At 31.1% G+C, this 16,566-nt stretch carries 8 protein-coding genes; 4 read left to right on the top strand and 4 right to left on the bottom strand.

From position 1 onward, the window contains the following. Window positions 1–139: 139 nt before the first annotated feature. The gene (locus tag FLACOL7796_RS10490) at window positions 140–2,020 is read right to left on the bottom strand and encodes a M1 family metallopeptidase (protein ID WP_173970743.1); all 1,881 of its coding nucleotides are present in this window, start codon (window positions 2,018–2,020) and stop codon (window positions 140–142) included. A 64-nt stretch (window positions 2,021–2,084) separates the two neighbouring features. Continuing rightward, entirely contained in the window at window positions 2,085–3,719 is a 1,635-nt protein-coding gene (locus FLACOL7796_RS10485; protein WP_173970742.1) for a S8 family peptidase, read from the bottom strand. A 285-nt stretch (window positions 3,720–4,004) separates the two neighbouring features. On the opposite strand from FLACOL7796_RS10485, the gene FLACOL7796_RS10480 reads away from it, so the two are divergent. The 3 genes from FLACOL7796_RS10480 to FLACOL7796_RS10470 all read left to right on the top strand — a co-directional run bounded on the left by FLACOL7796_RS10480 (window position 4,005) and on the right by FLACOL7796_RS10470 (window position 13,757). After that, complete coding sequence (locus tag FLACOL7796_RS10480; RefSeq protein ID WP_173970741.1) at window positions 4,005–9,257, top strand: T9SS type A sorting domain-containing protein; 5,253 nt, start codon at window positions 4,005–4,007, stop codon at window positions 9,255–9,257. A gap of 2 nt (window positions 9,258–9,259) precedes the next feature. Further along, window positions 9,260–9,958, top strand: coding sequence for a fibronectin type III domain-containing protein (locus FLACOL7796_RS10475; protein WP_173970740.1), 699 nt, complete (start codon window positions 9,260–9,262; stop codon window positions 9,956–9,958). Window positions 9,959–10,130: 172 nt separating this feature from the next. Next, the gene (locus FLACOL7796_RS10470; RefSeq protein ID WP_173970739.1) at window positions 10,131–13,757 is read left to right on the top strand and encodes a T9SS type A sorting domain-containing protein; all 3,627 of its coding nucleotides are present in this window, start codon (window positions 10,131–10,133) and stop codon (window positions 13,755–13,757) included. Between the two features lie 74 nt (window positions 13,758–13,831). Here the strand turns inward: FLACOL7796_RS10470 and FLACOL7796_RS10465 are convergent, their stop codons facing one another. Continuing rightward, window positions 13,832–14,689 (bottom strand): MBL fold metallo-hydrolase, encoded by an 858-nt coding sequence (locus FLACOL7796_RS10465; protein WP_173970738.1) that lies wholly within the window; start codon window positions 14,687–14,689, stop codon window positions 13,832–13,834. A gap of 206 nt (window positions 14,690–14,895) precedes the next feature. After that, window positions 14,896–15,819 (bottom strand): hypothetical protein, encoded by a 924-nt coding sequence (locus FLACOL7796_RS10460; protein ID WP_173970737.1) that lies wholly within the window; start codon window positions 15,817–15,819, stop codon window positions 14,896–14,898. Between the two features lie 369 nt (window positions 15,820–16,188). On the opposite strand from FLACOL7796_RS10460, the gene FLACOL7796_RS10455 reads away from it, so the two are divergent. Next, the gene (locus FLACOL7796_RS10455; RefSeq protein WP_055097560.1) at window positions 16,189–16,518 is read left to right on the top strand and encodes a HesB/IscA family protein; all 330 of its coding nucleotides are present in this window, start codon (window positions 16,189–16,191) and stop codon (window positions 16,516–16,518) included. Window positions 16,519–16,566: the final 48 nt, after the last annotated feature.

Raw genomic sequence — 16,566 nt, 5'->3', positions numbered from 1 at the left:
AACGCTTGCAACGGGTTAAAAAATCCTGTTACAAGCGTTTTTTTAATTCTCTAAAAACCAATCCCAATCAAAATAAGAGGTGTTTTTCAGTGCCCTCATTAATTTAAACGGGACTTTTTTTACTTTTATAAAATGAAGATTACTTCACTTCATATACATTATTTGCAGCTTTTACATCGGCCATTAATCCACTTGGATCTATAGTGATTTTTTTGATCGCTGTTTTGTTTTTATCTATGGTAAAACTGTAGTTTGATTGTCCCCAAGCCCAATCCTCCAAAACTGTTCTTTTTGCGTTCGGATTTGGATTTGGTTTAATGAAATTCATCATTCTTAACGGTATGTAGAAATTTTCAGAAGTTCCATCTGTATATTCGACTGTTAAGTCTATTGGCATTGGCATTCTTCCAATCCTTTCTAAGCTTACGGTTGTTTTTCCTGCATTATCTGCTACATCCTTAATTCCGTAATCAATTGTGTTTGTTGTTTCTGTCCAATCGATTAAATACCAGTCTAACTCAGCTCCGGAAACTCTTTCTGCTGTTCTTTTGATATCATTTGGCGTTGGATGCTTGAATTTGAAATCGTTGAAATATCTTTTTAAAGTGGCATCAACATTTTCTTTACCAATTACGTATTCTAATTGAGATAAAAAGATGCTTCCTTTTATATAAGCCGAAATACTGTAAGGTCTGTTTTCGTCGTAACGATCTCCGTGAGTTCCTTGTGGCTGCTCTTTTCCAGAATTTACTAATTGATAATAAGCAGCATAATTTCCTTTAAAAGGATTTACTTCTTTTTTATCTCCTTTTAATTCATTCAAAGCGCTGTCTTCGATATAAGTGGTAAAACCTTCATCCATCCATGGGTGTTTTGACTCGTTTGAAGCCAAAATGTGCTGAAACCATGAATGTCCTAATTCGTGTGTTGCAGTTCCCAGAATCCCCTGAAGTGTTCCGTTTCCTAACATCAAAGTACACATTGCATACTCCATTCCGCCATCTCCTCCCTGAATAAAGGAGTATTGTTTGTACGGATATGCTCCTACTCTTTGATTGTAATAATCCATTACTTTTACCATTAAAGGCTCTAATTGTTTCCAATTTTCAGTAGTTTTTGGATTGTTTTTGTAAAAGAAATGCAAATCTACATCGTTTGGTCCTTTTACAATATCATGCGTGTATTCTTTGTCTGCTGCCCATGTAAAATCGTGCACATTTGGCGCGATAAAATGCCAGGTTAGCGTTTTCGTTTTCTTTGGATAAACAACTGTTACACCAGCATCTTCGTAACCGTGACCAATTGAATTTTTATCCTGTAAATATCCAGAACCTCCAATAGTGTAGTCTTTATCGATCGTAATTTTTACATCAAAATTACCCCAAACACCGTGAAATTCTCTTGCGATATAAGGATCTGCGTGCCAGCCTTCAAAATCAAATTCGGCTAATTTTGGGTACCATTGTGCCATAGAAAGTTCTACTCCTTCAGAATTATTACGTCCTGAACGACGAATTTGTACCGGAACTTGTCCGTCAAAATCTAAGGTAAAAGTTGTTTTCGAATTAGGTAAAATTGGCTTAGCCAAAGTAACTTCAAGAATTGTTCCTGAAACTCTGGTTTGAGCGGTTACACCATCTTGTTTTAAATTGGTGATTTTTAAAAAACCAATTTCGTTTGGTTTTAAGGTTTCAATTCGGCTTTGTTTTGTTTCCTTTCCATCGGCACCTTTTATTTTGGTTACCATTCTTCCGTCAGGATCTTTTATAGAATGCAAACGTCCGTCCATTTCACTTCCCGGTTGAAATGCATTTGGAAATAAATGGTAAAATACCTTTTTTAAAGTATCAGGAGAATTATTGGTATACACCAATTCTTGTTTTCCTTTGTACTGGTAGTTTTTTACATCCATAGAAACCTCCATTTTATAATCGGCGTGTTGTTGCCAATATGGAGCATTTTGTGCAAATGCCGAGTTTAAACCTAAACTCAAAAAGGAAAGTAGTATAATTTTTCGCATCGTTTTTTCAATAAAAATGGAAGAGTTGCCACTCTTCCATTTGGTTACTATTTTTGTTTTTGTTTTATTTTTTTGACATTTTTTCTGCCATCAATAAAGCATTATAAGCATTTACCATTTTACCGGTTCTTGATGATTCTGCAGAAGAAACTGCTACCGGTTTTTCATCCGGATTTGGATTTTCACCTAAAATTACCATTGAAGGAAGCGCTACTCCGGAATCCATTAAAATTTGTTTTACCTGAGCTGCTTTTAATTTTGGATAGTACGAACGAATTAATGCTGCAACTCCTGCTGCATTTGGAGACGCCATAGAAGTTCCTTGCAAATACTTGTATTTATTATTGGGAACGGTTGCATAAATCTCTTCACCCGGAGCAAAAACGTCAACATTTATTTTTCCGAAATTCGAGAACGGAGCCACTACTGTTTCTCCATATGATTTATTAATTGCACCAATTGTAATCACATTATTTGCAAACTCTTTTACGTTATCTTCAGAATCATTTGGGTAATTAATGTTTTCTTTTTTATCGATATTGTATCCGTCGTTTCCTGCAGCATGTACAATTAAAACATCTTTTTTAGCAGCATATTTTATCGCATCATACACCCACTTTTTGTGCGGAGAAAAACTTTTTCCGAAACTTCCGTTGATTACTTTTGCTCCGTTATCAACCGCATAACGAATAGCCAAAGCGATATCTTTATCGTACTCATCTCCGTCAGGAACTGCTCTAACGGTTAGTATCTCAACATTGTTTGATACACCGTCTCCTCCTAAATCATTACCACGAATTTGTGCAATAATTCCGGCAACGTGAGTTCCGTGTAATGCTTTTTCTTTATCTGGTCCAAAAACTACGTTATTCCCGTAGTGATTGTCTTTTATATCTTCAGGATTATCACCTACGATTTTTCTTCCGTCATATTCTTTGTTCAGATTGTAATTGAACTGATCGTAAACTGACTCTCTGTAATCTTCTAATTCTGATTCAGGATTAAAAGTTGGTCCTGCATTTGTCAAAATTTGAGTCATTATCATTTTACTTCTCGCTACTTTTGGGTCAGTTGAAGTAATTTTGCTCAGATCTTCTAATTTATAGTCTGTTTTATTTAACTCTTTTTTTATAGTATTATGCACATCTATTAAAAAGTCTACTTGTTGTTTGTCTTCTAAAACTTTTTTAGACTTTTCTTCGTATTGTGCCAATGCATTTTTATATTCGGCAGAACCATCATCTCCTTTTTTGACAATACGTGTCATTTCAAGATTTTCATGAACGGCATCTCCAAGAAAGTTCCATCCGTGAACATCATCAATAAATCCGTTTTTATCATCATCGATTCCGTTACCCGGAATTTCTTTAGGATTGGTCCAGATCATTCCCTGTAAATCAGGATGCTCGATATCTACTCCAGAATCTACAATACCTACAATTACTTTTACTCCTTTTTTTCCTTGCAATAATTCGGCGTAAGCCCTATCAACACTCATTCCCGGAATCGAATCTTTAACCAGATCAAGATGACTCCATCTTTTTAATTCGTTTTCGCTAACAGGTGCTTTTTTAACCACTGCCAAAGGAGCGGTAATCATTTCTTTAGTAGAAGAAGTCTGCGCTTGCAAAGTAGCGCTGCAACCTGCAAGTACAAGTAATGCAAAAGTTGATAAAGTATTTATTTTTATAGGACTCATGTATCTATTTTTAATAAAAGTTAAAATATGGGCCTAAATTATGATTTTTTGTTACATAAAACTAACGATTAACACTGTGTTATGATTTTTATTTTAACGTTCAGGCAACCTTAAAACCATATAAAAGGCACACAAACAAGTAATTCTTTAGTTTGAAAGTAAAATTCTTACCTGATTCATTCTTATCAAAAACTGATTGAAAAAAATTAGACTGGTTACGTGTTCCCGTAATAAAATCACGTAGGTAATTTGTACACTTGCGCATGCTAATCATAAATTAAATCTATGAAAACAAAACTACTCTTATTTTTACTATTACTTTCTTTAACCGTTACCGCTCAGACCAATTTGGTACCTAATGGTAATTTCGAAACCTGGTCCTCCTCTTCTCAACCTGACAATTGGATTCGTTTTTTTAGCGGATATGTCTCTCAGAGTACAACTGCCCAAAACGGTAAATCGAGTGTAAACATGATGGTTGCCACCGGAACTTTTAATTATATTAATAGTGAATATTTTGCTGTACAAGCAAACAAAACGTATCGTGTAACCTTGTATCACAGAGCTGTAAAGGGAACATTTTCTTCTATAGATTTAAGTTTATACCACAAACCGAGCACGTTTAAAGAAGAAATAATCAAGAAATCTGATGTTACTTTTTCTACTACAGAATGGAGAAAGATTGAGTTTGAATATACATCGAAAGTTGCGGAAAATATCGAAGTCGATATCTGGACAAACGGTTCTCTTAATTCTGAAATTTTGATTGATAACGTGTCTGTTGTAGATGTTGCTGATGTGCCAGTACAATATACTTTGATTCCTGATGTTGAGTTTGAAAAAAGTCTAATTGATCAGGGCCTAGATTCCGGAGCAATAGACGGAAAAGTACCTACGTTGAATATAAAGTCTGTTAAAACATTACAATTAAACCCATTAGTTATTTCTAATCTAACAGGTATCCAAGATTTTGAATCATTAGAATCCCTAATTTGCAAAGGTACTGGGATTTCTGGTGCAAATGGAGGCAATGGAAAACTAACAAACCTGGATGTTTCTAAAAATTTAAACTTAAAAACCTTAGATGTTTCTTCCAATCAATTAACCAGTCTCGATGTCTCTAAAAATACTGCTCTAACTTCTTTAAATTTCAGCGCTAATAAAATCCCAATGATCGATCTTACTAATAACGTAAAATTGACCTCTTTGACTTTTAACTACAATCAAATTAAGGATATTGATGTTACAAAAAATATTGCTTTAGAAAATTTAGAATTTACAACTACATTAATATCTGCTATTGATCTGTCTCAAAACACAGCTTTAACTAATTTAAGATGTGTCGATAACCCAGGCATAACATTAATTGATGTATCTCAAAACATTGGTCTAAACTACTTAGAAGTAAGTCGTCTTAAATTGAACGCTCTTGATGTTACAAAAAATATCAATTTACTTGCATTAAATTGTAATTTAAATCAAATAGCTTCTCTTGATGTTTCTAAAAACATTAAGTTGAATTCGTTAAACTGCTCGAACAATCAATTAAAATTTCTTGATGTTTCTAAAAACATTGATTTATCTGTATTAAGTGGTTCTAATAATCAATTAACCTCTCTTGATATTTCTACAAATTTAAATTTGTATAATTTATCTGTTTATTCAAATCAGTTAACAACTCTTGACGTTTCTAAAAACATTAAATTAACCAACGTTATTTGTAACGTAAATAAGTTGACGTCTCTTGATCTATCTAAGAATACTAAATTATCAAATTTCGGATGTGCTACAAATCAATTAAAGAGTTTAAATCTGAAAAATGGTAACAATTCTACAATCAAAGGATATTCTATAATTCTTACCGAAAATCCAGAACTTTCTTGTATTACAGTTGATGATGTTGCCTACGCAAATAAAAACTGGACAGATCAAAAAGACCGTGAAGCTTACTTCTCTTCTTATGATTGTGCAACTATTACACAAATTTCAGATCCTGCATTTGAAGACAAATTAATTGCTATGGGAATTGATACTGACTCCAAAAATGGATTGGTATTAAACTCAAGTATTGCTGCAATAACTTCATTAGACATTTCAAATAGCTCTATTATTAATTTAGAAGGAATCCAAGGATTTAAAGCTCTAACAACTTTAATTGCTTCTGGAAATTTATTAAAAAAAGTAGACCTTTCTAAAAATAGCGCTTTAACAACCTTAAACACTTTAAACAACCCTACATTAAGCTGTATTCAGGTTGCCGATGTTGCTGTTGCTGATACTTGGAATACTACTAAAGATGCTACAACAAATTTTAACTTAGATTGTAATCTTTATACCTTAATTCCAGATTCTAAATTTGAAGACAAACTAATTGCGCTTAATATTGATAAGGATGGGAAAAACGGAAAAGTTAAAACAGAAAGCATTGAATTTATAACATCACTAGATGTTTCTACCGATGATATTACAGACTTAACCGGTATACAAGACTTTAAAAATTTAAAAAAATTATCTTGTAAAGGCACTGGCTCTTTTAATGTTTCAAATGGAAAATTAACAAAACTAGATGTTTCGAAAAACCTAATGTTAACGGAATTAAATTGTTCCTACAATCAATTAACTAATTTAGATGTTTCAAAAAATCTGTCATTAGGGGTATTATACTTAAACAATAATAAACTTACGGAGATAAATTTTTCAGCAAACAAAAACTTAACAACGCTTAATTGTAATAATAATCCAATAACTAAAATTAATACCTCCGAAAATCCTGCATTAGCTTATTTATATTGTACTGATGTTTCTGTGACAAGTCTTAATGTAACAAACAATTTGGCATTAAAGGCTCTTGACTTTGAACGCAACGCTATAACTGATATTGATGTTTCTAAAAATACAGCTTTAGAATTTTTAAATTGCGCCCAAAACCCAATATCTTCCTTGAATCTGACTAATAATAAAAACTTACAGAACCTTAATTGTTCTGGAAGTTATTATCAAACGAATGGAGGATCTGGTAAAATCACCACTTTAAATCTTTACAACAATCCTTTACTTACCTCTTTAGATTGTAGTTCTAATCAATTATCCAAACTTGATTTGAGCTCAAATCCGAAGATTACGATTTTTCGTTGTTACGGGAACATTTTGACCGATTTAGATCTTTCTAAAAATACAGCTTTGACACAAGTAAGTGCTAACAGTAATAGATTAAAAAGCATAAATTTTAAAAATGGAAATAACACCAAAGCAACTACTGTTGAATTCAAATCTAATCCTGGCTTAGATTGTATACAAGTTGATGATGTTAGTTATGCTAATTCTAATTGGAATACTAAAAAAGATGAAACTTCAAATTTCAGTACAGATTGTGCTTATTCAACACTCATTCCGGATCCTAAATTTGAAGATAAACTAATTGCTCTAGGAATTGATTCTGGCGAAAAAGATGGTAAAGTACTCACTAAAAATATCGTAGACCTGACTTCTTTAGATGTTTCAAATGCTCAAATTACTGATTTAACTGGTATTGAATCTTTTATAAATTTAGAATCATTAGCCGCCGATTCAAATAATTTAACAAAAATAAATGTTTCTGAAAATCAAAAATTGGCGAATTTAAATGTTTCAAAAAACCAATTAACGAGATTAAATGTTACCAATAATCTTAGACTTGTAACTGTTTATTGCAGTGATAATTTACTTACGAATCTTGATTTATCAAAAAACTTAAGTTTAATCACGACTTATTGTCCTAACAACAAATTGATTTCGTTAAATTTAAAAAACGGCAACAATACTGCTTCTGATATTTCAGGTATTAAAAACTTTACAAATAATCCAGATTTAAGATGTATCCAGGTAGATAATGAAACAAATGCTAATGCAAAATGGGCATCTTATAAAGATAGTAGTGCTAATTATAGTTCAAATTGTGAATATTCAACAGCAATTCCAGATCCTAAATTTGAAGACAAATTAATTGCTCTTGGAATCGATTCAGGTGAAAAAGATGGTAAAGTAGCTACAGCAAATATTAATGCTATCGTAAAAATAAATTTAGACAATTCAGAAATTAAAAATTTAACCGGGATTCAGGATTTTATCTCTTTAAAAAATTTATCTCTTAGAAATAATCAATTATCAACTTTAGACATTTCTAAAAATACTGAATTGACAAATTTAGATATTTCTGTTAATCAATTAGCAAGTATAGATATTTCTAAAAATACCAATCTAACAAATTTAGATTCCTCTCTTAATCGCCTAACAAATATTGACGTTTCTAAAAACATTAAATTAGGCAGTTTGATTATTACAAATAATGAATTTACAGATTTAAACATTTCTAAGAACACAAATTTAACTTCACTAAACATTAATTATAATAAGATACCAACTATTGATGTTTCGAAAAACTCAGTACTAGCTTCTTTATACGCAGTTAGTAACAAAATGGAAAGTCTAAACATTTCAAACAATAAATATTTAACTGTATTAGATATAGCATCTAACCAAATATCAAGTTTGGATGTTTCACAAAATCCCCTTTTACAAGTTATAAAAGTATCTCAAAATATTTTAAAAACATTTGATGTATCTCAAAATCCAGCTTTAAATTTTTTAACTGTAAATAATAACCAGTTAACAAACCTTAATTTAAAAAATGGTAAAAACACATTTTTAACAAACGGTTATATTTCTCTTTATACAAATCCAAAACTATATTGCATTCTTGTTGATAATGTCACTTATGCTAATACCAATTGGTTAAATAGAAAAGATGATTTTGCAACTTTTAACACAGAATGTACAGGAGAAATTACTTTACCTGCAAATAATTTCACTGTTGAAACTAAAGGCGAATCTTGTCTTGGTGAAAATAATGGAGAAATAAGTATTGCTGCAAAAAACTCATTTGCTTATACTGCAACGATAAATGACAAAACTTACACTTTTAATAACAACAACTTAAAAGTAACGAGCTTAACTCCGGGTGTTTACAAAATCACGATTACCATTCCTGAGATGATTTTCGAGCAAAACTTTACTGTTACTATTGCAAAAGGCGCGACTATAACAGGAAAATCTAGTGTTACGAGCAAAACCGTTGACGTTGAAATTACATCAGGAACTGCACCATTTACTGTTTTTGTTGACGGAACAGAGCAATTTCAAACCAATGATGCTAGTTTTTCTTTAGATGTTATTAAAAACGCATTAGTAGAAGTCGCGACTGCAAAAGCTTGCGAAGGTGTTTTTGCTAAAAAGGTTGCTGTTTCAGATTTTGATTCTGATTATCAAATTTTATCTGCTTATCCTAATCCAACAAGAGGAAGTTTTGAAATTGAAATTCCAAGTGCTAAAAACGAAGTAAAAATAGAACTATACAATTTCTCCGGTCAATTAATTTCGGCTAAAACTTATCCTATCGAAAATGGAAAAGCACAATTAAATCTTGAAAACCAACCTTCAGGAATTTATGCTGCCAAAATTTATTTAGATACTCCGGAATACATTAAAATTATAAAAAAATAAAAATGAAGAATTTAATATACTTATCCATCATTGGTTTTTTATTCACAGCTTGCGGCGGTGGCGGCGGAGATGATTCAGAGCCAACTCCTGAAGCAAATGTAGCACCAACAGTACCTGCATTGGTCCTTCCGGCAGATAATAAATTATGTGTAGACAATACTGTTTCGTTTCAATGGAAACTTTCTACAGATGCCAATAAAGACCTTATAACATATCAAATTCAGGTAGCAAAAGACAATACGTTTACTCAAATTATAAAAACAAATGAAGTTACTGGCGACAATTCTTCGATAAGTTTAGATAAAAACACAGCGTATTACTGGAGAGTAAAAGCTACAGACAGTAAAGGTTTATCTAGCGCTTATTCGCCTACTTATAAGCTTTATACAACTGGTGAAGCTGTGTTGAATCATTTGCCATTTTCTCCTGAACTAGTACAACCTACTATTAATTCTGTATTAAATACATCAACTGCTACTTTAAAATGGAAAGCAACAGATGTTGATGCAACAGATGTACTAACTTATGATATTTATTTTGGAAAAACGAACCCGCCTACAGCAAAAGTAAGCGAGAATACAACCGCAACTTCTTTTGATCTTACACTTGATCCTGCAACTCAATACTTCTGGAAAATTGTCGTAAAGGATAATAAAGGAGGAGAAACAGTTGGACAGGTCTGGAAATTTAAAACCAACTAAAATTTTAATAATTATAATTTGTTAACTAAAAAATCCCATTTTCGATATACTGAAAATGGGATTTTTTTATGTCTCTTATTTTAATTTCAAAAAGTCAATTAAACACATTACGTCTTTCCGTAAAAAAATGTCGATCACAAACCGTATACTTGTATCACATAATCAATTGTCTATGAAAACAAAACTACTCTTCTTGCTATTATTGGCAAATTTTTCTCTTTATGCACAAACTAATTTAGTCCCAAATGGAGGATTTGAAAATTGGGTTAGTGGTTCACCTCAAAACTGGACAATTGCAAATTCAGTTTCATCTAGTACAGATAAAAGCGAAGGACAATACAGTGCAAAATTATCTTTAACAGATAAAACTTTGGCTCCAAAAGTTACTACTCAGATTCAATTAAAAGCCGACATAACTTATACCATAAAGTTTAAATACAAATATGCTAGTAGTAATTATAGCGGATTACACCCAATTGCTTTAAAAATATTTCAAAACGGAAGCGGAACTACGGTATCAAAAAGCTTTTTTGCGTCAGATAATAATTGGACTGAAAAAGAAATCAGTTTTACTCCGGATATGGATCTTTCATATGAATTGTCAATCTCCGTTTTCAGTTTTGATGATGAAACTTTTAATGTTTTAGTCGATGATGTTTCTGTTGTTAATCCTAATGAGCCAGTTGCGCAATACACATTAATACCTGATGTGAATTTTGAAAATAAACTTATTACTGCAGGAATTGATACCGGTATTGCCGATGGGAAAGTATTAACTTCAAACATTTCATCGCTAACAACATTAAATCTTGATAATTCCTCAATTACTGATTTAACAGGAATTGAAGATTTTACATCATTAGAGATTTTAAAATGCTCTCAAAACAAATTAAAAAGCATAAATGTTAGTCAAAACAAAAAGCTAACAGAGTTGGAAGTTTCAGAAAATCAACTAACGACATTAGACATTACCTCAAATGTTTTATTGAAATTTCTTGATTGCCAGAAAAATCAAATAATCAATTTGAACATTAACAATAATACTGCATTAAAGAAACTAAACTGTGCAAATAATAATATAACCAGCCTAAACACATCAAACAATATTCTTTTAACTTCTTTTGGCTGTCATTATAATAAGATTACTAGTTTAGATATTTCTAAAAATATATTACTTACAGAGTTCGTGTGTGTTGGAAATAAACTTACTACTATAAACGTATCAAAAAATCCTGAGTTAAATATATTTGATTGTTATGAAAATCAAATTACAAGCATTGACATTTCTAAAAACTCAAAAATTACTGAATTTGCTTGTAACGACAATCAGTTAACGTATTTGAATGTAAAGAATGGAAATAATATCAATTTTAAACTCTATTATACTAACTTCATCAACAACCCAAGTCTAACCTGTATTGAAGTAGATGATGTTAACTATTCAAAAACAAATTGGTCTGCAAAAAAAGACTTTACAGCGAATTACAATATCGATTGTACTCCTTACACGTTAATTCCTGATCCTAATTTTGAAAATAAATTAATTGCTTTGGGAATTGATTCCGGAACTCCCGATGGAAAAGTAATGACCTCTAAAATCTCTACAATAACAAGTTTAGATCTTTACAACAGTAACATTACTGATTTAAAAGGAATTGAAGACTTTCAGTCTTTGACAAATTTAAGTATAATGTCTAATAAATTAACTACTCTTGACATCTCTAAAAACTTAGCTTTAACGAATCTAAATGCTGGTTATAATAAATTAACAACTTTAAACACCTCAAAAAACATTGCTTTAGAATATTTATCTTTCTCTTATAATGAAATAACTAGTCTTGATCTTTCTCAAAATGTCAACCTAAATCTTTTATCTTGTCAATCAAACAAATTAACAAATATTGATGTTTCAAATAATAAGAAACTATCAGCATTTTGGTGCGCTTCAAACCAATTAACAAGCTTAGATCTTTCTACAAACACGTCCTTACACAGTATATTATGTTCTGAAAACAAACCTCTTAAAAGTATAAATTTAAGAAATGGAAACAATAGTAATATACCATTAAATTTATATAACATTGATTTTTCAAAGAACCCGGAACTTACTTGTATTTTAGTTGATGATGCGCTTTTTTCTAATAAAAAATGGGAAAACTTTAAAGATCCGTCTGCATCTTATTCTACTGTTGATTGTTCGCAAGTTACAACAATACCTGATCCAGCCTTTGAAGACAAATTAATTGCAATGAATATTGATACTGATGGTAAAAACGGATCTGTTTTAAATACCAGTATTTCAACAATTGCCTCATTAGACGTTTCTGTAAGCAATATAAGAGACTTGACCGGAATTAAAGGTTTTACAAGTTTAAGCAATTTAAATTGTTCCGGAAATCTTTTATCAACTTTAGATCTTTCTCAAAACAAAACTTTAAAGGTTATAAATTGTAGTAATAATATATTAATAGGTTTAGATTTAAAAAACGGAAATAACAATAATCTGACTCTTACTTCTAACTTTACTAATAACCCCAACTTAACTTGTATTCAGGTTGATGACGCAAATTATTCTGAGACAAATTGGACAACTCTAAAAGATGCCACAGCAAACTACAATGTAGACTGTATTAAATATACCTTAATTCCAGACTCTAATTTTGAAGACAAATTAATTGCCTTAGAAATTGACAAAGATGGAAAAAATGGTAAAGTTAAAACTGCTAGTATTAGTCAGATTACTTCTTTAAACTTACAAAGTTCTAACATCAGTGATCTTACCGGAATTGAAGATTTTCAAGCTTTACTTTATTTAGATTGCAAATACAATACAATAAAAAATATAAATGTAGAACATAACAAAGTATTAAGAGGTTTAGATTTACATGATAACACACTATCAAGTCTAAATGTTTCTGCAAATACTGAATTATTTAGTTTAACTTTCAGTAAAAATCAGATTTCAACAATAGATTTATCACAAAATAAAGGCCTTCAAAATTTAATCTGTGATAGAAATCTGCTAAAAGATCTGGACATTTCTTTAAATACTCAACTAAGATCTCTTTACTGTGGTAATGCCGATCTAACAGTATTAGATGTCTCTAACCAGCCCAACTTATCAGATTTAAACTGCACCAATACCAAGATTTCAAAATTAGATGTTAGTTCTAATACAAAACTAGAAAACTTATATTTCAATAATGCTCAATTAACCACCTTAGATTTAAGTAACAACCCATTACTAAAAAGAATAAACCTAGGTTGGAACAAACTAACTTCATTAGATTTATCACACAATCCCCTTTTAGAACTGGTTTTCTTAGAATTTAATCCATTAACGACTTTGAATGTTCAAAATGGCAATAACAAAAATTTCATACTACCTTCTCAAACCGGAAAAAATGCCGATGCAACCATATACACAAGCTTTTTAGGCAACAAAACATTAAGCTGCATACAAGTTGACGATGCAAATTATTCAAATACTAACTGGTCAAAAATTAAAGAAACAAACACGAATTATGCTAACACTTGTAAAAATTTAGGCATCGAAGATTCTGTTTTTGAAAAAATAGCAATGTATCCTAATCCAACAAAAGGAGAACTAACCATTAGTAATGTCACTTTAGAAAAAGCTAATGTTTATAATACTTTGGGACAACTTGTAAAATCTTTTACACTAAACTCAAGCAATACAGATAATACAATTAATTTATCTGGTTTACCAAAAGGAATTTATTATGTATACTTAATCAATCAAGATGCTGCTTCAGCAAAGAAAATTATCATTGAATAATTAAATTATATAAACCAAAAAATCCCATTTTCGACATACTGAAAATGGGATTTTTTTATGTCTAAAATTATCTTCTAAAGAATATCTTCACACGTAAAAACTTCTTTCAATCGAACACCCTTCTCCGTGTGTTCTACCGTTATAATCTGATTATGCGCATCATGCTCTAAAAACAAATAATAATTATTATCTGCCGCTGCGTTCAAAAATTTTGATTTCTCCGGCATTGTCAATAAAGGTCTTGTATCATAACCCATAACATACGGTAACGGAATATGTCCAGCCGTAGCTAATAAGTCAGCACAAAAAACAATGGTTTTATCCTGGTATTGAATATGCGGAATCATTTGCTTTTCGGTATGGCCATCGACATAATAAATTCCGAAATTCATTTCTTCAGAAAAACCAAAATCAGCTTCAGGACGGTTTATAAAATTCAATTGTCCGCTTTCCTGCATTGGCAAAATATTCTCTGATAAAAAAGACGCTTTTTCTCGGGCGTTGGGTTTTGTAGCCCATTCCCAATGATTTTCGTTTGTCCAAAACTTGGCGTTTTTAAAAGCCGGCTCATAAAAAGTTTTATCTGAATTCCATTGTACACTTCCTCCGCAATGGTCAAAATGCAAATGCGTCATAAATACATCAGTAATATCATCTCGGCTAAAACCATATTTTGCCAATGATTTATCTATCGAATGCGATCCCCAAAGTGAGTAATAACCAAAGAATTTTTCCGATTGTTTGTCGCCCATTCCGGTATCAATTAAAATCAGACGATTTCCATCTTCAATTAACATGCAACGGGCAGCAATATCAATTAAATTATTGTCATCTGCAGGATTGGTTTTGCTCCAGATTGTTTTAGGCACAACACCAAACATAGCACCACCATCTAATTTAAAATTTCCTGATTCTATCGGGTAAAGTTTCATAAGAGTACATTTCTAATATTGAAAACAAAGCTAGGAAATACAATTACGTTATGCTAACCGCAGATGTTAAATTGCCCACAGGTTTTACTGATTTAGCAGATTTACACAGTTTTTTTAGCTTTAAATTTATAGATATATTAACTATCTGTATAAATAAAAAACAGCGAAAAACCCGTTAAATCAGTAAAATCCGTGGGCTAAAAAATTTATTCTAAAGTAATCGATGTGCTTCCCATTATTTCCTGTTTGTCGAAGAAGTTGACAAAATAGGTTCCTTTTTGAAATTTGTTTTCATCAGAATTTAATACTCCATAAACATTAGCTGTTTTTCCCTGAAAATCAACAGCCACTATAAAACTATAAACTAAGGCTTTATTGTTTCCAAATTCGATCAGTTTGTTTTCGCCTAAAACTTTATTTTTTTGATCCAGAACCTGAATATAGAAAACTCTTTTTCCGGTTTTTGCAACAGGATTTCCGTTGATAGAAAAACTAGCCTTAAGCTTATTGGTATATTTTGCTTTCTCAGTTTGCTCCTCTTTTCCTGATTTTTTCTCCCGAAGTGCAATCACAGTAAAATTACCAGGAACAAGTTTCGAGGCATCTTTTAAAGTTGATTCTAATCGCTTTTGTTTCGAAACCAAAGTATCATTTTCAGTCTTTTGTTTGTACATGACCACATTCTGACTTTCAATTTCAGTAAGTAAGTTTTTATTTTGAGATTTCAGTTTTTTAATTTCAACAACCTTAGCTTCTAAAGCTATCTTCCTATCTGAAAGCTGTTTTCTATAAATTTGAATTTGTTCCGAAGATGGATTTTTAGATGCTCTGATGATTTCCATCAAGTTTTCGATGTTCTTTTTTTCAAGCTCCAATTGTTGCGACAAGGCTGTTTTCTCCAAAATGGCCACATCATAAGCTACTTTTAAAGTATTTAAGGAATCTAAAATATTTCTTTGAGAAAGGGATTCAGCTGATTCGCTAAGTTCTTCCTTTTTTGTTACCTCTTTAATTTCGGCAACATTTTTGTCTGATTCTCTGCTAAAAATAAAGACTGTAGCACCTAATCCAAAAACAAAAAACACTGCTAAAAGTGCTTTTACCCACTTATTTTTGTATTGTTTTTTCATAATTACTCCCAATTTTCTGCAAAAGTACCAATTAAAATTTGCGCACAACAGGTATAAATACGCTTTTTTAACACTTAAAAGAACTAATCAACACCTAAATCTTACAAATTAGTATTCTTTTTAAATTTTTAATAAAAACGCTTATAAACAAATAATCCACATTAACAATGATATTTGATTTAGCAATATAAGTAATATCTATTTTAACATTTGTTATAATAATGTGAACCGTTATGGAAAAAGGTTTTTAAGTCGTATCTTTGCAGATAATTTTATTTCAACATTGAAAGACAGCACTTTAAATTGTAATAATTGGATTACTGTTTTGAATGTAAATTGAAATAAAAGCAAAAACAAATACCATAAACAATGATAAAAGTTTCTGATACAGCCAAAAAGAAAATCATCGACTTGATGAAAGATGATGGTTTTGATGCTGCTAGCGACTACGTAAGAGTAGGCGTAAAAAGCGGTGGATGCTCTGGTTTGTCATATGATTTAAAATTTGATAAAACCAAAGGCGACGACGATAAAATATTTGTAGACAACGACATAACAATTGCAGTTGAAAAAAAATCATTCCTTTATTTAGCCGGAACAATACTTGAATTTTCAGGCGGGTTAAACGGAAAAGGTTTTGTATTCAATAATCCAAATGCAAGTAGAACTTGTGGTTGCGGAGAATCATTTTCGCTATAAATTAAAGTCAAAAAGCAAAAATTTAAACGCTTAAGATCTTAAATTTTA

Origin of the sequence: Flavobacterium bizetiae, from assembly GCF_902804475.1 — a bacterium.
Lineage (GTDB): Bacteria > Bacteroidota > Bacteroidia > Flavobacteriales > Flavobacteriaceae > Flavobacterium > Flavobacterium bizetiae.
This window is presented reverse-complemented; position numbering and strand designations above follow the sequence as displayed.

Bases quoted from the DNA above. Each gene is read 5' to 3' on its own strand.
- FLACOL7796_RS10475 (WP_173970740.1), top strand. From the start codon at position 9,260: ATGAAGAATTTAATATACTTATCCATCATTGGTTTTTTATTCACAGCT.
- FLACOL7796_RS10455 (WP_055097560.1), top strand. From the start codon at position 16,189: ATGATAAAAGTTTCTGATACAGCCAAAAAGAAAATCATCGACTTGATG.
- FLACOL7796_RS10465 (WP_173970738.1), bottom strand. From the start codon at position 14,689: ATGAAACTTTACCCGATAGAATCAGGAAATTTTAAATTAGATGGTGGT.
- FLACOL7796_RS10460 (WP_173970737.1), bottom strand. From the start codon at position 15,819: ATGAAAAAACAATACAAAAATAAGTGGGTAAAAGCACTTTTAGCAGTG.
- FLACOL7796_RS10490 (WP_173970743.1), bottom strand. From the start codon at position 2,020: ATGCGAAAAATTATACTACTTTCCTTTTTGAGTTTAGGTTTAAACTCG.
- FLACOL7796_RS10470 (WP_173970739.1), top strand. From the start codon at position 10,131: ATGAAAACAAAACTACTCTTCTTGCTATTATTGGCAAATTTTTCTCTT.
- FLACOL7796_RS10485 (WP_173970742.1), bottom strand. From the start codon at position 3,719: ATGAGTCCTATAAAAATAAATACTTTATCAACTTTTGCATTACTTGTA.
- FLACOL7796_RS10480 (WP_173970741.1), top strand. From the start codon at position 4,005: ATGAAAACAAAACTACTCTTATTTTTACTATTACTTTCTTTAACCGTT.